This is a genomic window from Streptomyces sp. NPDC034049 (assembly GCF_055575575.1).
Map to the genome: position 1 here is coordinate 164,438 of NZ_JBVISJ010000004.1, position 18,961 is coordinate 183,398.

At 71.4% G+C, this 18,961-nt stretch carries 15 protein-coding genes; 11 read left to right on the forward strand and 4 right to left on the reverse strand.

Features of this window, described 5'->3' with window-relative positions; all coding sequences use genetic code 11:
* Window positions 1–40: 40 nt before the first annotated feature.
* Window positions 41–592 (reverse strand): hypothetical protein, encoded by a 552-nt coding sequence (locus ACZ52C_RS13965; protein ID WP_469074942.1) that lies wholly within the window; start codon window positions 590–592, stop codon window positions 41–43.
* Here ACZ52C_RS13965 and ACZ52C_RS13970 point away from each other — a divergent pair.
* Together ACZ52C_RS13970 and ggt are read left to right on the forward strand one after the other, a co-directional pair.
* Window positions 531–872: a hypothetical protein gene (locus ACZ52C_RS13970; protein ID WP_469074943.1), complete on the forward strand. Its 342-nt coding sequence runs from the start codon at window positions 531–533 to the stop codon at window positions 870–872. The two genes, ACZ52C_RS13965 and ACZ52C_RS13970, sit on opposite strands and share 62 nt — an antisense overlap.
* Before the next feature lie 55 nt (window positions 873–927).
* A complete protein-coding gene (gene ggt / locus ACZ52C_RS13975) occupies window positions 928–2,733 on the forward strand; it encodes a gamma-glutamyltransferase (RefSeq protein ID WP_469074944.1) in 1,806 nt (601 codons plus the stop codon).
* Here the strand turns inward: ggt and ACZ52C_RS13980 are convergent.
* On the reverse strand, window positions 2,726–5,305 hold the full coding sequence (locus ACZ52C_RS13980; protein ID WP_469074945.1) for an ATP-dependent Clp protease ATP-binding subunit: 2,580 nt from the start codon (window positions 5,303–5,305) through the stop codon (window positions 2,726–2,728). The genes ggt and ACZ52C_RS13980 overlap by 8 nt on opposite strands.
* A gap of 266 nt (window positions 5,306–5,571) precedes the next feature.
* Window positions 5,572–6,357, reverse strand: a complete 786-nt coding sequence (gene map, locus ACZ52C_RS13985) for a type I methionyl aminopeptidase (protein WP_469074946.1) — start codon at window positions 6,355–6,357, stop codon at window positions 5,572–5,574.
* Window positions 6,358–6,430: 73 nt separating this feature from the next.
* Here map and ACZ52C_RS13990 point away from each other — a divergent pair, with 73 nt between their 5' ends.
* The 9 genes from ACZ52C_RS13990 (at window position 6,431) to ACZ52C_RS14030 (ending at window position 18,166) form a co-directional block, all read left to right on the forward strand.
* Window positions 6,431–6,703, forward strand: a complete 273-nt coding sequence (locus ACZ52C_RS13990) for a helix-turn-helix domain-containing protein (RefSeq protein ID WP_469074947.1) — start codon at window positions 6,431–6,433, stop codon at window positions 6,701–6,703.
* A gap of 393 nt (window positions 6,704–7,096) precedes the next feature.
* Window positions 7,097–8,749, forward strand: a complete 1,653-nt coding sequence (locus ACZ52C_RS13995) for a hypothetical protein (protein ID WP_469074948.1) — start codon at window positions 7,097–7,099, stop codon at window positions 8,747–8,749.
* Window positions 8,750–8,967: 218 nt separating this feature from the next.
* Window positions 8,968–9,810, forward strand: coding sequence for a nitrilase-related carbon-nitrogen hydrolase (locus ACZ52C_RS14000; RefSeq protein ID WP_469074949.1), 843 nt, complete (start codon window positions 8,968–8,970; stop codon window positions 9,808–9,810).
* Window positions 9,811–9,874: 64 nt separating this feature from the next.
* Window positions 9,875–11,161 carry an aspartate aminotransferase family protein gene (locus ACZ52C_RS14005; RefSeq protein WP_469074950.1) on the forward strand — a complete coding sequence of 429 codons (1,287 nt, stop codon included), beginning with the start codon at window positions 9,875–9,877 and terminating at the stop codon, window positions 11,159–11,161.
* A 31-nt stretch (window positions 11,162–11,192) separates the two neighbouring features.
* Window positions 11,193–12,770, forward strand: a complete 1,578-nt coding sequence (locus tag ACZ52C_RS14010) for a PucR family transcriptional regulator (protein WP_469074951.1) — start codon at window positions 11,193–11,195, stop codon at window positions 12,768–12,770.
* A gap of 155 nt (window positions 12,771–12,925) precedes the next feature.
* Window positions 12,926–13,768, forward strand: a complete 843-nt coding sequence (locus ACZ52C_RS14015; RefSeq protein WP_045556521.1) for a nitrilase-related carbon-nitrogen hydrolase — start codon at window positions 12,926–12,928, stop codon at window positions 13,766–13,768.
* Window positions 13,769–13,895: 127 nt separating this feature from the next.
* Window positions 13,896–15,299 (forward strand): dihydropyrimidinase, encoded by a 1,404-nt coding sequence (hydA, locus tag ACZ52C_RS14020; RefSeq protein ID WP_469074952.1) that lies wholly within the window; start codon window positions 13,896–13,898, stop codon window positions 15,297–15,299.
* An 11-nt stretch (window positions 15,300–15,310) separates the two neighbouring features.
* The gene (locus ACZ52C_RS14025; protein ID WP_469074953.1) at window positions 15,311–16,330 is read left to right on the forward strand and encodes a TIGR03842 family LLM class F420-dependent oxidoreductase; all 1,020 of its coding nucleotides are present in this window, start codon (window positions 15,311–15,313) and stop codon (window positions 16,328–16,330) included.
* Window positions 16,331–16,597: 267 nt separating this feature from the next.
* Window positions 16,598–18,166, forward strand: a complete 1,569-nt coding sequence (locus tag ACZ52C_RS14030; RefSeq protein ID WP_469074954.1) for an NCS1 family nucleobase:cation symporter-1 — start codon at window positions 16,598–16,600, stop codon at window positions 18,164–18,166.
* Between the two features lie 43 nt (window positions 18,167–18,209).
* Here ACZ52C_RS14030 and ACZ52C_RS14035 read toward each other — a convergent pair whose 3' ends face one another.
* The gene (locus tag ACZ52C_RS14035) at window positions 18,210–18,881 is read right to left on the reverse strand and encodes a hypothetical protein (RefSeq protein ID WP_469074955.1); all 672 of its coding nucleotides are present in this window, start codon (window positions 18,879–18,881) and stop codon (window positions 18,210–18,212) included.
* Between the last annotated feature and the right edge of the window lie 80 nt (window positions 18,882–18,961).

An 18,961-nucleotide genomic window follows, 5' to 3' on the forward strand; every position in this document is an offset into this window, starting at 1 on the left:
GACCGTGGACTGTTCGGCCGTGGACTCGTTCGACCGTGGACTACGAGGCGCGGTGCGAGATCTGGGCCGGCGCCGACGGTGCCGGGGCCTGGGCCGCGCGGGTGACGTCCGATACGAGTTCGACCACATCGGGGCCGTAGGCCTGCGAGTTGACGACCTTCAGCAGAAGGACGAACGAGCCCGTGCCGTACTTGCGGTGCAAGCGCTCGTGGTTTCGGGCGAGGTAGCGGGTGGCGGCCTGATTGGTGATGGCGCGCTGGCCGCAGAAGAGGAAGACCGGACGAGCCTGGTCCGGCTGGCCTGTGGTGAGCCGGGCCAGGATCACGTGCTCGGTGATGCCGGGGTCCAGTCGATAGCGCTCGCTGCCGATGTGCAGGGCGGCCCGGTCGGGACCGGGTTCCGGGTCGAGGTTGAAATGAATGCCCGGCAGCATGGCCGCGATATGGGCGGCCATGCGGCGGTTGGAGCCGGGCCCGCCCACGCAGAACTCGGTGCGCTCGCCGAATCCCTGCTGGGCGGCGTCCTGGGTGATGATCTGGGCGTACGCGCCACAGTCCTTGATCAGCGCGGAGAGTTCCAGCAGGGCGAACACGTCGAAGCGGTGCACCGCCAGATTCGCGGTCGACGGATCGCGGCTGACCACCAGCAAGGACTCGGAATTGTCGGGCAACCCGAAGAACGCCTGCTTCCGCCGGAGCTTCCGCTTCCACAGGTACGTCCGGAAGAACCAGCCCAGCGAGGCACTGAGCCCGGCCGCGATCACGCCGAGGACGATATTGCGCACGTCGTCATTCATGGCCGCGCATGGTAGCGGGCGCCGTCGAACAGTGCTCGAATCCATGTCCGGTTCGGAGCCCCGGAGCGCCTCCTGACGGGACCATGGCAACCGCGTTAGTCTGCGCGGACGGTCCTTGACTGGAGGTACGGATGCGTCTGCGTCGTCCTGTCGCGCGGAAACTGGCTGTACTGGCGGCGACGTCCGCCGTGGTGTCGGTGGGGGCGGCCCCGCCGACCTCCGCCGCGACGGACACCCCCACGAAGAGCCCGGTCGCCGTCGGCTACGGCGGCGCCGTCTCCAGCGTCGACCCGGACGCCTCGGCCGCCGGCATCGAGGTGCTCCGCAAGGGCGGCAACGCGGTGGACGCCGCGGTCGCCACGGCCGCCGCGCTCGGCGTCACCGAGCCCTACTCGGCGGGCATCGGCGGAGGCGGCTACTTCGTCTACTACGACGCCAAGTCCCGTACGGTGCACACCGTCGACGGCCGCGAGACCGCCCCCCTGAGCGCCGGCGAGGACCTCTTCCTGGAGAACGGGCAGCCGATCCCGTTCGCGGAGGCCGTCACCAGCGGGCTGAGCGTCGGCACCCCCGGCACCCCCGCCACCTGGCAGACCGCGCTGAAGAACTGGGGCAGCAAGCCCCTCGGCAGGCTGCTGAAGCCCGCCGAGAAGCTCGCCCGCGACGGGTTCGTGGTCGACGAGACCTTCCGCGCCCAGACCGCCTCCAACGAGGCCCGGTTCCGGAACTTCCCGGCCACGGTCGACCTCTACCTGCCCGGCGGCCGGCTGCCGGTGGTCGGCTCGACCCTGAAGAACCCCGACCTGGCGCGCACCTACGCCGAGTTGGGCCGCAAGGGCGTCGGCGCGCTCTACCGGGGCGACATCGCCCGGGACATCGTCGACACGGTCAACAAGCCGCCGGTGGACCCGGCTTCGGGGTACAACGCCCGTCCCGGCGACCTGACGACGGCCGACCTCGCCCGGTACCGCGCCAAGCGCCAGGCCCCGACCAAGACGTCGTACCGCGGTCTCGGCGTCTACGGGATGGCGCCCTCCTCCTCGGGCGGCACGACCGTCGCCGAGGCGCTCAACATCCTGGAACGGACCGATCTCTCGAAGGCGAGCGACGTCCAGTACCTGCACCGCTACATCGAGGCGAGCCGGATCGCGTTCGCCGACCGCGGCCGCTGGGTCGGCGACCCCGCCTTCGAGGACGTACCGACGAAGGAACTGCTCTCGCAGCGGTTCGCCGACTCCCGTGAGTGCCTGATCAAGGACGACGCGGTCCTCACCAGCCCCGTCGCACCGGGCGACCCGCGCGACCCGGCGCCCTGCGCGACCGGCGGCACGGCGGCGCCGACGACGTACGAGGGCGACAGCACGACCCATCTCACGGTCGCCGACAAGTGGGGCAACGTCGTCTCCTACACCCTCACCATCGAGCAGACCGGCGGCAGTGGCATCACCGTGCCGGGCCGCGGCTTCCTGCTCAACAACGAGCTGACCGACTTCTCCTTCACCCCGGCCAACCCCGCCGTGCACGACCCCAACCTGCCGGGACCGGGCAAGCGGCCGCGTTCGTCGATGTCTCCGACGATCGTGCTCGACCGGCACGGCAAGCCCGTGGTGGCGCTCGGCTCACCCGGCGGCGCGACCATCATCACGACCGTGCTGCAGACCCTGACCGGCTTCCTCGACCGGGGTCTGCCGCTGGTCGACGCGATCGCCGCGCCGCGCGCCAGCCAGCGCAACCAGACCACCACCGAACTCGAACCGGGCCTGTGGAACAGCCCGTTGAAGGCCCGGCTCGAAGCCATCGGGCACGGCTTCCGGCAGAACCCGGAGATCGGCGCCGCCACCGCCGTCCAGCGTCTGCCGAACGGCCAGTGGCTGGCCGCCGCCGAGACCGTACGGCGCGGGGGCGGCGCGGCGATGGTCGTGCGTCCCGTCAGGTAGCGCCGCCGGAGGCGGGCGGCGTCGTACGGAACGCCAGCCGCCCGTCCTCCACCTCCGCCACCACCCGGCTGCCGGACGGCAGCCGGCCGTCGAGCAGCAGCCGGGACAGCGGGTTGTCGACCTCCCGCTGGATCGTGCGGCGCAGCGGCCGGGCGCCGTACTCGGGCTGGTGGCCGTGACGGGCGAGATGGTCGACGGCCCGCTCGTCGAACTCGATGCGGACGCCCCGCGCGTGCAGCCGCAGCCGTGTCCCCTCCAGCAACAGGTCCGTGATCCGCCGCAGTTGCTCGTCGCCGAGGCGGCGGAAGACCACGATCTCGTCGATGCGGTTGAGGAACTCGGGCCGGAAGTGCTCCCTGAGCGGCCGCAGGATCCGCTCGCGCCGGTCCTCCTCGTCCGCCTCGGCGCCGCCCGCCGAGAAGCCGAGCCCCGACCCGCCCCGGCCGATGGCGTCCGAGCCCAGGTTGCTCGTCATCACGACCACGGCGTGGGTGAAGTCGACCGTGCGGCCCTGGGCGTCGGTGAGCCGGCCGTCGTCGAGGACCTGGAGCAGCAGGTTGAAGACGTCCGGATGGGCCTTCTCCACCTCGTCCAGCAACAGCAGCGAGTACGGGTGACGCCGTACGGTCTCGGTGAGCTGGCCGGCCTCCTCGTGCCCGACATAGCCGGGCGGGGCGCCGACCAGCCGGCTGGCCGTGTGCCGTTCCTGGTACTCGCTCATGTCGAGCCGCACCATCCGGTCCTCGCTGCCGAAGAGGGCCTCCGCCAGCGCGCGGGCCAGCTCGGTCTTGCCGACGCCGGTCGGGCCGAGGAACAGGAAACTGCCGATCGGGCGATCGGGACTGGCGAGCCCGGCGCGTGAACGCAGCACGGCGTCCGCCACCACGCTCACCGCCTCGTCCTGTCCGACGACCCGCCCGCGCAGCCGCTCCGCCAGCCCCAGCAGCCGTTCCCGCTCCTCCTGGGTGAGGCTGCTGACGGGGATGCCGGTCTGCCGGGAGACCACCTCGGCGATGTCCTCGGCACCGATCTCCAGGCTCTGCCCGTCGTCGGCCCGCGCCCGGTCGCGCCCCGCGTCCATCCGCTCCCGCAGCTCCGCGATCCGGTCCCGCAACCGGGTCGCCTGCTCGTACCGCTCACCCGTGACCGCCTGGTCCTTGTCCCGGGCCAGCTGCTCGATCTCCTGCTCCAGGGCCCGTACGTCCGTGCCCTTCGTCCGGGCCCGCAGCCGGACCCGGGCCCCGGCCTGGTCCATCAGGTCGATGGCCTTGTCGGGCAGCCGGCGGTCGGTGAGATACCGGCCGGACAGTTCCACGGCGGCCACCAGCGCCTCGTCGGTGTAGCGGACCTGGTGGTGGGCCTCGTACCGGTCCCGCAGCCCCCGCAGGATCTCCAGGGCGTCGTCGCCGTCCGGTTCGGGGACCAGCACCGGCTGGAACCGGCGGGCCAGCGCCGCGTCCCGCTCGATGCGCCGGTACTCCTCCAGCGTCGTCGCCCCGACGATGTTCAGCTCGCCGCGCGCCAGCGCCGGCTTGAGGATGTCGCCGGCGTCCATCGCGCTGCCCTCGCCCGAGCCGGCGCCCACGACGGTGTGCAACTCGTCGATGAAGACGACCAGTTCGGCGGAGTGCGCGCGGATCTCGTCGACGATGTTCGTGAGCCGCTCCTCGAAGTCGCCCCGGTAGCGGGTCCCGGCGACCACCCCGGACAGGTCCAGGGCCACCACCCGGCGCCCGGCCAGCACATCGGGCACGTCCCCCTCGGCGATGCGCTGGGCGAGCCCTTCCACGATCGCGGTCTTGCCTACGCCCGCCTCACCGATCAGCACCGGGTTGTTCTTGCCGCGCCGGGAGAGCACCTCGACGGTCTGCTCGATCTCCGTCTCCCGGCCGATGACCGGGTCGATACGGCCCTGGAGGGCGAGGTCGGTCAGATCGCGGCCGTACTTGTCGAGGGTCGGGGTGGCGGAGGCGGAGCGGCGCGGCAGGTCGGAGCGCGGGAACCCGGACAGGGGGATCCCCACGGGCGGGGTCGGCGCCGACGGGTCCGCCGCGTCCGGGGGCAGCGCGCCGGCCGACAGGTGCGCCGCGCCGAGGATGTGTCCGGCGGCCGAGTCCGGGTTGGCGGCGAGGGCGCTCAGTACGTGCTCGGGGCCGATGTGACCGGAGCCGGTGGCCCGGGCCAGCTCGTGCGCGTCCAACAGCGCGCGCTTGACCGCCGGGGTCAGCGCGAGCGACGCGGGCGCCGGGCCCTGGCCGGGTTTGTGCCGCTCGGGGCCCGACCGCTCGTCGATCGCGCCGGCCAGCGCGTCGGGGTCGGCGCCCGCGCGGGCCACCAGACTTCGGGTGGGCTCGGCGGTCAGCGCGGCGCGCAGCAGATGCTGGGTGTCCAGGTCGCTGCTGCCGTGCCGGGCCGCGTACGCCGCGGCGTCGGCCACGAGTTGGCGGGCCTGGCCGCTCATCAGGCGGCCGATCTCGATGCGTTGCGGGCGTGGGCCGCCGAAGAAACGGGCGAGGAACTCGGTGAAGGGGTCCGGACCGTAGCCCTCGGGCCCCGGGAATCCGCTGTTCATTCGCCGCCGGGTTCCCGTGTGGCGAGGGGATACACCGAGGGGGCGGTGAGGTTTGTCGCCGGGGGCGGGGGTGGGTGCGGGGTTCGTTGGCGGGTGCGGGTGCGGGTGCGGGTGCGTGGGGGTTGCTCGCGCAGTTCCCCGCGCCCCTGAAAAAGCAGGGGCTGCGCACCGTGCTTTTTCGGCCCGGAAGGGCCGCAGGCCCTCAAGGGGCGCGGGGAACTGCGCGAGAAGCCCCACGCACCCGCACCTGAGCAACCGGCCGAAGCTCAGCCGCGCTCGAAGGCCGCCCGCGCCGTCAGCACCCGCGGCCCCCTCTCCGTGATGGCCACCGTGTGCTCCACGTGCGCCGCCCGGGAACCGTCGTTCGTGCGCAGCGTCCAGCCGTCCGGGTCGGCGTGGTAGCCGTCCGTACCGCCGCCGATCAGCATCGGCTCGATCGCCAGGACCATCCCGTGCCGGAGTTTCATGCCCCGGCCGGGGCGCCCCTCGTTCGGGACCCCCGGGTCCTCGTGCATCTTGCGCCCGATGCCGTGTCCGCCGAACCCGTCGGGGATGCCGTACCCGGCGGCCCGGCACACGGTGCCGATCGCGTGGGCGATGTCGCCGATGCGGTTGCCGACGACGGCCGCCTCGATGCCCGCCGCGAGGGCCCGTTCGGCCGTCGCGACGAGCCGGAGGTCGGCCGTGCGCGCCGTGCCCACCACGAAGCTGATCGCCGAGTCCCCGGCCCAGCCGCCCAGTTGCGCGCCGAAGTCGAGGGAGACGAGGTCCCCGTCGCGCAGCCGGTACGCCGTGGGGATGCCGTGCACGATCGCGTCGTTCACGGAGGCGCAGAGCACCGCGGGGAAGGGGGTGGGCGCGAACGCGGGGTGGTAGTTCAGGAAGGGTGAGGTGGCACCCGCCTTCCGCAGCACCTCGTGGGCCAGCTCGTCCAGTTCGAGCAGGGAGACCCCCACGTCGGCGGCGTCCCGCACGGCCGTGAGGGCCTGCCCCACGACCTGGCCCGCCTCGTACATCGCGTCGATCGACTCGTCCGTCTTCAGTTCCACCATGCCAATTACTATACCGCTCGACATCCAATTCTAATACCGGTCCGCCGGAGCGGATCGGTATTAGAATGGGGTCATGGTGCGCACCCCCCTCACCCCCGAAGAGCGCGAACGCGGCGAGCGGCTCGGCCGGTTGCTGCGGGACGCCCGCGGCGGCCGCAGCATGGCGGAGATCGCCGCCGGCGCGGGCATCTCCGCCGAGACCCTCCGGAAGATCGAGACGGGCCGCGCGCCCACCCCGGCCTTCTTCACGGTCGCCGCACTCGCCCGCACGCTGGGCCTGTCGATGGACGACCTCGTGACGCGGTGCGGACCGGCCGTCGTGGCGTCGACCGCGGCGGTGGCCTGAGGCGGCCAGGGGGTGTTTCGAAAGTTCCGCACGGCACCCACGGCGCCCGGCAGGCTCCCCCACTCTCGGCTTCGCTCGAGCGGGAGGGGCCCCCACCGCCGCACCGACCAAAAGTCCAAGTACGTCCAGTACGAGGGCTTTCGTCCGGCGCGCCGAGAGCGCGCACCGGACACCGCGGGCGCCGCACAGGACTTTCGAAACACCCCTAGCCGCCCGGGCCGAAGTCGTTCGGTGTCCGTGGCGCGAACCCCCTCACGCACGGCCGCCGGGCCGACGCGCACAGCGCACTGCGTCCGCTCCGAAAACTTCACGTAGCGCCTCTGTAACACAACTGGTGTTTTCTGTCGCACCGGAGCACGTCACGACCCACTCCAGTCGGCTGGGGAGCATGCGATGGCTGTGGATCAACTCCCGGGTCAGGTGCGGGAGTTCGCGGGATACCTGAACAAGCTGATGAGCAAGCTCGACCAGGGCGGAGGGTGGTGCGCCGTCTTCTGGCAGCGTGACCCCGAGGGCATGCGCGCCTGTCTGGACGGGCTGGAGGTGCCGCCCTGGGACGTCGTGCAGGCGCTCATGCACGACCTCGACACCGCGTACGGACCCGCCGCCGCGGCCCAGGAGACCGAGCGGGCCCGTGTGCTGCACCGCGCCTCGCTCGCCGCCCACGACGCCCGGCCCGGTGGCCGTGACGCCCTCGGCGACCGGCTCGACGTCATGCTCCGCGAACAGCGCTACGCCGCCGATCGCACCGCCGAACTGGCCCGCAGGCTCCGGGCCGCCACCACTCAGGAGGAGGCCGACGCCCTCCGCCTGGACCTGGCCTGGGCCCGCGACGACCACGAACGCGCCACCGCCCGCTGCGCGGAGCTGCGCACCCGTATCGAGGACGCCGACCGCCGCGCTCCGCACCACCCCGCGCGGGGCGCGGGGCACGTCGCTGGGGACGCCGTCGGGGACGTACACCGCATGCCGGAGCCGGGGGGACACCGGGAGGGTCAGGGGACCCGCCCCGCCCCGCGCACGCACACGGACGGCTTCGACCAAGCCCGTACGTACACGGACCGACCCGGCGGCGAAGGGGCGCGCGACGCCCGGCGCGACGGCTACGCGGGCGCCTTCCTGGGCCCCGGCGAACCCGAACGAGCCCCCGACGCTCCCGCGCACTCCTGGAACGGTGCCCCCGGAGCCACCGACGGCGGGGCCGACGACCGCCGCCCCGCGCCGTCACCCACCCCGGAACCCGCCCCCGAACCCGACCCCCGGGACCACACCCCGGAGTCCGCCGCCCCCGCCCCCGCCCCGGCCCCGGCCAAGCAGCGTTCCAAGCGCCGCCCCCGAGGGGGTGCCCGATTCGCCGGGGCCGCGGAGGTCGAGGAGGCCCCTGCCGTGGCCGTGCCCGAGGTCGCGCCGAGCGGCGGCCGCAAGGGGCGCGCTCCCCGGGGCGCCCGGTACGCCGGGGTCGCGGAGCCGGCCGAACCGGTGGCGCCGAAGCAGCCGCAGGCGCGGCAGGCGCTGGACGACGAGGCGCGGCGGGAGGTCGCCGGCACCGTCGAGCAACTGGTGCGGCTGCGCCGGGAGAGCCGCAGCGGGGAGGCGCACGCCCTCCTCGTGGAGGTCGCGCACTGGCCCGCCGCCCGTTTCCCGCTGCTCGCCGCCGAGTTGCACCGGGCGCGGCTGGACGCCGACTGGGCGACCCTGCTGTGGGAGGCCGGCTCACTGCCCGCCGACCGGCTGGTCGCGGTCGCGGACGCCCTGAACGCGGTCGGGCGCGCCGCGGACGGGGACCAGATGCTGCGGCAGGGCGTCACACGGCCCGCCGAGGAGATCGGTGAGGCGGTGCTCGGCTTCGTCGCGGAGGGGCGTGAACGGGAGGCGCGTGCGCTGCTCGACGTCTATGTGCGGATGCGTACGCCAGAAGAGGCGGCGCGCAGCGCGCAGGCAGACCCCAGGCGGCTCGCGCCCCTCGTCCTGGCGGCGGCGCGCGGTGTCTCGGCGGACCGCCACCGGGACGTGGCACACGCCCTGCGCGTCCAGGGCCTCACCTGACTCCGTTCCGCCGCGAACCGGGCGCGTCGTCGTCGGCACGACCGGTTCGCGGGGAAACGTGGGCGTAATCGTCCACTGGAGTGCGAAACGTGATCGACTCGGCCGGTTGACGACGATGGTCTTGCCCAGCCCGTCGACGGGGCTTAGTTTCAAGCCTCTACGGCCTGCTTCTACGGGCGTAGAGGCTCTCTGACGTCCCTGTCGAAGGAGCAGCTGACATGGCCAACGTCGTACGCGCCGCCCTGGTCCAGGCCACCTGGACCGGTGACACCGCGTCCATGGTCGACAAGCACATCGAGCACGCCCGCGAGGCGGCCCGGCAGGGCGCGAAGGTGATCGGCTTCCAGGAAGTCTTCAACGCGCCCTACTTCTGCCAGGTCCAGGAACCCGAGCACTACGCCTGGGCGGAACCCGTGCCCGACGGCCCCACGGTGACCCGGATGCGGGAGCTGGCCCGCGAGACCGGCATGGTGATCGTCGTCCCGGTCTTCGAGGTCGAGCAGTCCGGGTTCTACTACAACACCGCGGCCGTCATCGACGCCGACGGCAGCTACCTCGGCAAGTACCGCAAGCACCACATCCCCCAGGTCAAGGGGTTCTGGGAGAAGTACTACTTCAAGCCCGGAAACCTCGGCTGGCCGGTCTTCGACACGGCCGTCGGCAAGGTCGGCGTCTACATCTGCTACGACCGCCACTTCCCGGAGGGCTGGCGCCAGCTCGGTCTGAACGGTGCCCAGCTCGTCTACAACCCGTCCGCCACGCACCGGGGTCTCTCCGCCCATCTGTGGCAGCTGGAGCAGCCGGCGGCAGCCGTCGCCAACGAGTACTTCGTCGCCGCGATCAACCGGGTGGGCGTCGAGGAGTACGGGGACAACGACTTCTACGGCACCTCCTACTTCGTGGACCCGCGCGGCAAGTTCGTCGGCGAGGTCGCCAGCGACCAGGACGAGGAACTCGTCGTGCGGGACCTCGACTTCGACCTGGTCGAGGCGGTACGTCAGCAGTGGGCGTTCTACCGGGACCGCCGGCCCGACGCCTACGAAGGACTCGTCCAGCCCTGACGTGGGCACGTACAGCCGTGACACCCGCAGAACCCCGTACAGCAGTGAAAGGAGTGGTGCAGCCGTGACCGACGAACTGCTCGGACGCCACAAGGCCGTACTGCCCGACTGGCTCGCGCTCTACTACGCGGACCCGCTGGAGATCACCCACGGCGAGGGCCGCCACGTCTGGGACGCCGCCGGCACGAGGTACCTCGACTTCTTCGGCGGCATCCTCACCACGATGACGGCGCACGCCCTCCCCGAGGTCACCAAGGCGGTGAGCGAGCAGGCCGGCCGGATCATCCACTCCTCCACGCTCTACCTCAACCGGCCGATGGTCGAACTCGCCGAGCGGATCGCGCAGATGTCCGGCATCCCGGACGCGCGGGTCTTCTTCACCACCTCCGGCACCGAGGCCAACGACACCGCGCTGATGCTGGCCACGACGTACCGGCGCAGCAACCAGATCCTGGCGATGCGCAACAGCTACCACGGCCGCTCCTTCAGCGCGGTCGGCATCACCGGCAACAAGGGCTGGTCCCCGACATCCCTGTCCCCGCTACAGACGCTGTACGTGCACGGCGGGGTCCGCACCCGGGGCCCGTACGCGGACCTCGGTGACGCCGACTTCATCACCGCCTGCGTCGCCGACCTGGAGGACCTGCTCGGCCACGGTCGTCCGCCGGCCGCGCTGATCGCCGAACCGATCCAGGGGGTCGGCGGCTTCACCTCCCCGCCCGACGGGCTGTACGCCGCCTTCCGCGAGGTGCTCCAGCGGCACGGCGTGCTGTGGATCGCCGACGAGGTGCAGACCGGCTGGGGCCGCACCGGCGACAACTTCTGGGGCTGGCAGGCGCACGGACAGAACGGGCCGCCGGACATCCTCACCTTCGCCAAGGGCATCGGCAACGGTATGTCCATCGGCGGTGTCGTCGCCCGCTCCGAGGTCATGAACTGCCTCGACAGCAACTCGATCTCGACCTTCGGCGGCACCCAGATCACCATGGCCGCCGGCCTCGCCAACCTGAACTACCTGGTCGAACACGACCTCCAGGGCAACGCGCGGCGGGTCGGCGGGCTGCTCATCGAGCGGCTGCGGGCGATCACCGCCCAGATCCCGGCGGTGAAGGAGGTGCGGGGGCGGGGCCTCATGATCGGCATCGAGCTGGTGAAGCCCGGCACCGACGAGGCCAATCCCGAGGCGGCGTCGGCGGTCCTCGAAGCCGCCCGCAGGGAGGGCCTGCTGATCGGCAAGGGCGGCGGCCACAACACCAGCGCGCTGCGCATCGCGCCCCCGCTGTCGCTGACCGTCGCCGAGGCCGAGGAGGGCGCCGAAGCCCTCGAACGGGCTCTGAGGAGCATCCAGTAGCACCAGAGGAACAGATCTGAGGAACATCGCCATGACCACCACCTCGGCCACCGCTCCGGAACCCGCCCTGTCGGTACGCCAGGTCCTCGCCCTGGACCGGGTCCTCGCCGGGGAGCCCGAGGTGGTGGCCGGGGCCGGTCAGCTCGACCGGCCCGTGCGCTGGGTGCACGTGGCCGAGGCGCCCGACGTGGGTGTGATGCTCAGCGGCGGCGAGATGGTCCTCACCACCGGGGTGCTGCTCGCCGGCGACGAGGAGGCGCAGGCCGAGTACATCCGCTCGCTGTACCGGGCGGAGGCCGCCGCGGTCGTCCTCGGGCTCGGCCGGGCCTTCCCGACACCGCCCGACGTGATGCGGCGGGCGGCGGAGCGGTGCGGTCTGCCGATGGTGGTGCTGCACCGGCCGTCCCCCTTCGCCGAACTGACCGAGGAGGTCCAGTCCCGGCTCGTGCGGCGCAAGTTCGCGGCCGTCAGCCTGTCCGAGGCCGTCCGCACCACCCTGACCGGGCTCATCACCGCGGGCGCCCCGCTGCAACGGCTGCTCGACGAGATCGCCCAGCACGCGGGCTGTCCGCTCGTCGTCACCAACCTCGCCCACCGTGTCCTCGCCACGGCGGGGGAGCGGTCCGCGGTCGACGACGTGCTGCGCGACTGGGAGCGCATCTCCCGCCAGGCGGGCGGCACCCAGGGCGACGGCTGGGTCCGGGCCGAGCTGGGCGGACGCGGGGAGCGCTGGGGGCAGATCGTGCTCTGCGGCCACCGCGGCGACACCGCCACCGGGCGGCTGCTCGCCGACCGGGCCGCCGAGGCGCTCGTCCTGCACCGGATGCTCAGCGGCGCGGCGCACTCCTGGGAGGAGCAGTCCGCGCAGAGCCTGCTGACCGACCTCGTCTCCGGCGTCGTACCGGCCCGGCAACTGCTGCCCCGGGCGCGGGCGGCGGGCCTGCCGGTCAACCGCCGCACCTTCGTGCCGCTCGTCGTGCGCGACGGCGACACCGCCCGACTCGACCGTGTGCTGCGGATGCTGGGACTGCCGGGGCTCGTCGCCGAACTGACGGAGGGGGTCACCGCCGTCCTGCTCAGCCTCGCCCGGGACCAGGACGCGGCGGCGCTCACCGCGCACTTCGCGACCCGGCTGCGGTCGGAGTCGGGGGTGGGCAGGACGGTCGTGGCCGCCGCCGAGGCCCGGACCACCTGGGAGGACGTACCGGGCGGGCTGCGGGAGGCGCGGCATGTGGCGGACGCCGTCGCCCAGTCCGCCACGACCGGGCTGGACCTCCCCGTCGTCGTACGCCTGCGGGACGTCCATCTGCGCGGTCTCATCCGGCTGTTGCGCGACGACCCGCACGTCCAGGCCTTCGCCGAGCGGGAGTTGGACGGGCTGCTGTGCGGTGACGGACACGCCGAACAGGATCTGCTGCCCGTCCTGCGGACCTATCTGGCGACCGGCCGCAACAAGTCGCACACCGCCCAGCTGCACCATGTGAGCCGGCCCGCGCTGTACCGCAGGCTGGAAGCCATAGAGGCCCGCCTCGGTGTGGACCTCGACGACTTCGAACAGGCCGCCTCCGTCCACATCGCTCTCCTCGCCCACGACGCGCAACAGAGCTGAAACATGCCGCGACCTGCGAAAACGGCGGTGAAACATGCGCCCACGAAGAGGTGACACGGTGGAACGGAGAACGCCCGCAGACGTGACACCGTGCAACTCAAACCGGCTTCGCGGACTTCCTACTCTCGCTGCACACCGAGTGACCGGAGGTCCCGATGAGCAGAGTCATCCGCGCAGCCATCTTCCAGACGGCCTGGACCGGCGACAAGGAGTCGATGATCCAGGTCCACGAGCAGGCGGCCCGCGACGCCGCCGCGCAGGGTGCGCAGGTCATGTGCTTCCAGGAGCTGTTCTACGGGCCCTACTTCTGCCAGGTCCAGGACAAGGCGTTCTACGAGTACGCCGAAGCGATCCCCGACGGCCCCATCGTCAAGCGCTTCCAGGCGCTCGCCAAGGAACTCGGCCTCGTCCTCGTGCTGCCGATGTACGAGGAGGAGCAGCCGGGCGTCCTCTACAACACGGCCGCCGTGATCGACGCGGACGGCAAGTACCTCGGCAAGTACCGCAAGCACCACATCCCCCAAGTCCCGGGATTCTGGGAGAAGTTCTACTTCCGTCCCGGCAACGCGGGCTGGCCCGTCTTCGACACCGCCGTGGGACGGATCGGCGTCTACATCTGCTACGACCGGCACTTCCCGGAGGGCTGGCGTGCGCTGGGCCTCGGCGGCGCGGAGATCGTCTTCAACCCGTCCGCCACCTCCCGCGGTCTGTCCCGCTACCTCTGGCAGCTGGAGCAGCCGGCGTCGGCCGTCGCCAACGAGTACTTCATCGGCGCCATCAACCGGGTCGGCGTCGAGGAGCTCGGCGACAACGACTTCTACGGCACCTCCTACTTCGTGGACCCCGAGGCCCAGTTCGTCGGCGAGGTCGCCAGCGACAAGGAGACCGAACTCGTCGTCCGCGACCTGGACCTGGCCAAGCTCCGCGAGGTCCGCGACCGCTGGCAGTTCTTCCGCGACCGCCGCCCGGACGCGTACGGCCCGCTGACGGCGCCGTAGCGACGCTCGACCCGCGCCCGCTGCTTCAGGGGCGCGGGGCAGCGCCTGATATGCGGCTTCCGCCGCGTGGGCGCGACCAGCCACAGACGACCGGCACTTTCCCGACAACCGAACGGAGCGTGACCGAATGAGCGGCCGCACAGTCATCCGCGGCGGTCTCGTCATCACAGCCTCGGATGAGATCCACGCCGACGTCCTGATCGAGGACGGCCGAGTCGCCGCCCTGGCGGCAAGCGGCACCACCGCCGCGGAGGCCTGGACCGCCGACCGCACCCTCGACGCCACCGGCAAGTACGTCATCCCGGGCGGCGTCGACGTCCACACCCACATGGAACTCCCCTTCGGCGGCACCTCCGCGTCCGACACCTTCGAGACCGGCACCCGCGCCGCCGCCTGGGGCGGTACGACGACGATCGTCGACTTCGCCGTGCAGAGCGTCGGCCACACCCTGCGCGAGGGCCTCGACGCCTGGCACGCCAAGGCGGAGGGCAACTGCGCGATCGACTACGGCTTCCACATGATCGTGTCCGACGTGAACCAGGACACGCTCAAGGAGATGGACCTGCTGGTGCAGGAGGGCGTCACCTCCTTCAAGCAGTTCATGGCCTACCCGGGCGTCTTCTACAGCGACGACGGCCAGATCCTGCGCGCCATGCAACGCTCCGCCGAGAACGGCGGCCTGATCATGATGCACGCGGAGAACGGCATCGCGATCGACGTCCTGGTCGAACAGGCCCTGGCACGCGGTGAGACCGACCCCCGCTACCACGGCGAGGTCCGCAAGGCCCTGCTGGAAGCCGAGGCCACCCACCGCGCCATCAAGCTGGCCCAGGTCGCCGGCGCCCCCCTGTACGTCGTGCACGTCTCGGCCATGGAGGCAGTGGCCGAGCTGGCGCGGGCGCGTGACGAGGGGCTCAACGTCTTCGGCGAGACCTGCCCGCAGTATCTGTTCCTCTCCACCGACAACCTCGCCGAGCCGGACTTCGAGGGCTCCAAGTACGTGTGCAGCACGCCCCTGCGGCCGCGTGAGCACCAGGCCAAGCTCTGGCAGGGACTGCGCACCAACGACCTCCAGGTGGTCTCCACCGACCACTGCCCCTTCTGCTTCGTCGGTCAGAAGGAGCTGGGCCGAGGCGACTTCTCCAAGATCCCCAACGGCCTCCCGGGCGTCGAGAACCGCATGGACCTCCTCCACCAGGCGGTCGTCGACGGGCACATCTCGCGCCGCCGCTGGATCGAGATCGCCTGCGCCACCCCGGCGCGCATGTTCGGCATGTACCCGAAGAAGGGCACCATCGCGCCGGGCGCGGACGCCGACATCGTCCTCTACGACCCGCACGCCGAGCAGGTCATGTCCGCCGAGACGCACCACATGAACGTCGACTACTCGGCGTACGAGGGCAAGCGCACCACAGGCCGGGTCGAGACGGTCCTCTCGCGCGGCGAACTCGTCATCACCGAGCGGGAGTACACCGGGCACGCCGGGCACGGCGTCTACACCCCCCGCTCCACCTGTCAGTACCTCACCTAGGAGTGGAGCAGATGGACTTCGGACTCGTCCTGCAGACCGACCCGCCGGCCTCGCGTGTCATCGAGCTGATGAAGCGCGCCGAGGACAACGGCTTCACCTACGGCTGGACCTTCGACTCCGCCGTGCTCTGGCAGGAACCGTTCGTCATCTACAGCCAGATCCTGTCCAGCACGACGAAACTGACGGTCGGCCCGATGGTCACCAACCCGGGCACCCGCACCTGGGAGGTCACCGCCTCGACCTTCGCCACGCTCAACGACATGTTCGGCAACCGCACGGTCTGCGGCATCGGCCGCGGCGACTCTGCGATGCGGGTCGCGGGCCGCAAGCCCAACACGCTGGCCCGGATCAGCGAGGCCATGAAGGTGATCCGGTCGCTGGGCAGCGGGGGAGAGGCCGACCTCGGCGGCACCGTGATCAGCTTCCCGTGGATCAAGCCCGGCGCCGAACTCCCGGTCTGGATGGCCGCGTACGGCCCGAAGGCCCTGAAGATGACCGGTGAGGAGGCCGACGGCTTCATCCTCCAGCTCTCCGACCTGTACCTCACCGAGTACATGGTCAAGGCGGTCAAGGACGCGGCGGTGGCGGCCGGGCGCGATCCGTCCGAGGTGAAGATCTGCGTGGCCGCGCCCGCGTACGTCACCGAGGACGACTCGCCCGAGGCGCTGGCGCACGCGCGGGAGCAGTGCCGCTGGTTCGGCGGGATGGTCGGCAACCACGTCGCCGACCTGGTGTCCAAGTACGGGGAGCACTCCGCGGCCGTACCGGAGGAGCTGACGGACTACATCAAGGCGCGCGAGGGGTACGACTACTCCCACCACGGGCGGGCCGACAACCCGGACACCCAGTTCGTGCCCGACGAGATCGTGGACCGCTTCTGCGTCATCGGCACCCCCGCCATGCACATCGAGAAGCTGAACGCGCTGCGGGCACTGGGCGTGGACCAGTTCGCCGTCTACGACATGCACGACGCGCAGGAGAGGGTGATCGACACGTACGGCTCGACGGTCATCCCGGCGATGGGCGGCTGATCCGCTTCCCGCAACGCCCCGCCGACTGCGAGAATCCGCCCACCCGGTAGACGGAACCAGCCACTCCGAACCCGGTCCCGCAACCGTCCGGACCCGCGCGGCTCCGGTCCGCAAGGTCCCGGTCCCGCAAGGCTCCGGTCCGCAAGGTCCCCGTCCCTCCAGACCCCCCACACCTTGTCTCCCTCCCCTCCGCCGTCCCGGAGGGGAGGGGCCCAAGGCCTCCGCACGGCCTTTCTTCCCGTCCCGCCTCCCCTGATTGGCCTGCCCATGACCGACATAGCACCCACGGGGTCGCCGACAGCCCAGTCCGCCGGCCCGTCCGGGCGGATCGAGCTGGCGCCCGGGGCCTTCCCCGCCGACAGCCCCTTCGCCAACGAGGACCTGCGCCCCGTACCCGTCGCCGAGCGCAAGTGGACGACGTACAACTTCGCGGCGCTGTGGATCTCCATGGCCCACTGCATCCCCAGCTGGACCCTGGCCTCCGGCCTGGTCGCCCTCGGCATGGACTGGAAGCAGGCCGTCTTCACCATCGCCCTGGCCAACGTCATCGTGCTGCTGCCGATGCTGGCCACCGGGCACGCCGGCCCCAAGTACGGCATCCCCTTCCCGGTGCTGGCCCGCGCCTCCTTCGGACTGCGGGGCGCCAACATCCCGGCGATGATCCGGGCGGCCGTGGCCTGCGGCTGGTTCGGCATCCAGACCTGGATCGGCGGCTCCGGCATCTTCGCGCTCGGCTCCAAGCTCACCGGCGGTGAGTGGGAGAACGCGGGGAAGATCGCCGGCAACCCCTGGCCGCTGTGGCTCTGCTTCGTCCTCTTCTGGGCGTTGCAGATAGCGATCATCTACCGCGGCATGGACTTCCTGCGGCACTTCGAGAACTGGGCCGCCCCGTTCGTGATCGTCGGCGCGCTCGTGCTGCTGATCTGGATCGCCGTCAAGGCCGACGGCTTCGGCGCCCTGCTCGACCAGCCGTCCAAGCTCGGCTGGGGCCCCGACTTCTGGCCGGTCTTCTTCCCGTCCCTGATGGGGATGATCGGCTTCTGGGCCACTCTGTCCCTGAACATCCCCGACTTCACCCGCTTCGGCGCCAGTCAGAAGGCGCAGACCTGGGGGCAGTCCCTCGGCCTGCCCACCACGATGACGCTCTTCGCGGTCCTCGCCGTGCTGGTCACCTCCGGCTCCGAGGTCGTCTACGGCGAGGCCATCTGGGACCCGGTGACGCTCGCCGCCAAGGCCGACAACGTCTTCGGTCTCCTCTTCGCCCTGATCACCGTGCTGGTCGCCACCATCTCCGTGAACATCGCGGCGAACGTGGTCTCACCGGCGTACGACCTGGCGAACCTCGCGCCGAAGCTCATCAACTTCCGTACCGGCGCGCTCATCACGGGTGTCGTCGGCGTCCTGATCTTCCCGTGGAAGCTGATCTCCACGCCCGAGTTCTACATCTTCACCTGGCTCGGTGTGGTCGGCGGTCTGCTCGGCACCGTCGCCGGCATCCTCATCGCCGACTACTGGATCGTCCGCCGCACCGTCCTGCACCTGGCGGACCTGTACACGCCGGGCGGGCGCTACTGGTACACCTCCGGCTGGAACTGGCGCGCGATAGCGGCCTTCGTGGTCGGCGGTGTCCTCGCGGTCGGCGGCTCGTACTCGACCGTGTCCGAGGACGGTGTGTCCTCCGGGCCGTTCCCGCACGACGGACTGATCCCGTTCCTCAAGCCGCTGGCCGACTACGGCTGGGCGGTGGGCCTGGGCGCGTCGATGCTGCTGTACGTGGTGCTGATGGCCGGTGAGCGGGAGAAGGTCCGGACCGAGAAGGAGCGGGTGACCGTCTGACGGGCCCGCGCCCGGAGCGGCGGCGGTCCTACTGGAAGACGCCCTACGCGGAGTTCTCCAGCACGGCCGCCGCTTCCTTCGCGGCCTTGATGGCGCCCTTGTTGATCTCGTCCGTGCCGGGTGCCTTCTGCGACTCGAAGTCGCTGCCGTTGTAGGTGACGACCACCAGGGCGTTGGACATCCGGACGTACACCACACCCTCACGGGTCTGCTGCTTGTCCTCCGTGGTGAGGTTCACCACGGAGTAGGCCTCGTCGCCGAGGCCGGGCACGGCGCCGCCGCCGCTCTTCTCCGTGGTACGCGTCCTATAGGCGCTTTCGGCCTTGTCGTCCGATTGCTGGATCTCGTACGAGACGTCGAGCCAGCGGTAGTCGAAGCCCTTGAGCGCGTTCCACGAGCAGGTGCGGCGCACGGACTCGTTGGTCGACGCGATCTCCTTGCCGGCCGTCTTCGCCCCGGGAACAAGCGATTTGACCGTTTTCTCCGTGACGCCGGAGCAGGGAGACGGGGCCTTCTCGTACGTCTTCGTCACCGTCGCCGTGGACGGCGCGGACTCGTCGGTCGAGACGGGGCTCGACGCCGTGTCCTGGGCGGAGTCCTCCCTGGCCGGGCTCGCGGACAGCGGACCGGACGACAACGCCCAGCCCGCGACGGCGAGTACGGCGACCGGTAGCAGTCGCGCGGTGAGGGCGAACGGCAGAGGGAGATCACGCACAGCGCACTTCTCGGGGTCGAGGCGGCGGTACCGCCGGGCGGTGGGGTACGCCAGTGTCACACGACTGCCTGTGGGACGAA

Excerpts from the sequence above, each read along its gene's own strand:
- ACZ52C_RS13970 (WP_469074943.1), top strand. The coding sequence starts at position 531 with ATGATCTGGGCGTACGCGCCACAGTCCTTGATCAGCGCGGAGAGTTCC.
- ACZ52C_RS13990 (WP_469074947.1), top strand. The coding sequence starts at position 6,431 with ATGGTGCGCACCCCCCTCACCCCCGAAGAGCGCGAACGCGGCGAGCGG.
- hydA (WP_469074952.1), top strand. The coding sequence starts at position 13,896 with ATGAGCGGCCGCACAGTCATCCGCGGCGGTCTCGTCATCACAGCCTCG.
- ACZ52C_RS14000 (WP_469074949.1), top strand. The coding sequence starts at position 8,968 with ATGGCCAACGTCGTACGCGCCGCCCTGGTCCAGGCCACCTGGACCGGT.
- ACZ52C_RS14025 (WP_469074953.1), top strand. The coding sequence starts at position 15,311 with ATGGACTTCGGACTCGTCCTGCAGACCGACCCGCCGGCCTCGCGTGTC.
- ACZ52C_RS14030 (WP_469074954.1), top strand. The coding sequence starts at position 16,598 with ATGACCGACATAGCACCCACGGGGTCGCCGACAGCCCAGTCCGCCGGC.
- map (WP_469074946.1), bottom strand. The coding sequence starts at position 6,357 with ATGGTGGAACTGAAGACGGACGAGTCGATCGACGCGATGTACGAGGCG.
- ACZ52C_RS13995 (WP_469074948.1), top strand. The coding sequence starts at position 7,097 with ATGGCTGTGGATCAACTCCCGGGTCAGGTGCGGGAGTTCGCGGGATAC.
- ACZ52C_RS14010 (WP_469074951.1), top strand. The coding sequence starts at position 11,193 with ATGACCACCACCTCGGCCACCGCTCCGGAACCCGCCCTGTCGGTACGC.
- ACZ52C_RS14015 (WP_045556521.1), top strand. The coding sequence starts at position 12,926 with ATGAGCAGAGTCATCCGCGCAGCCATCTTCCAGACGGCCTGGACCGGC.
- ggt (WP_469074944.1), top strand. The coding sequence starts at position 928 with ATGCGTCTGCGTCGTCCTGTCGCGCGGAAACTGGCTGTACTGGCGGCG.
- ACZ52C_RS13980 (WP_469074945.1), bottom strand. The coding sequence starts at position 5,305 with ATGAACAGCGGATTCCCGGGGCCCGAGGGCTACGGTCCGGACCCCTTC.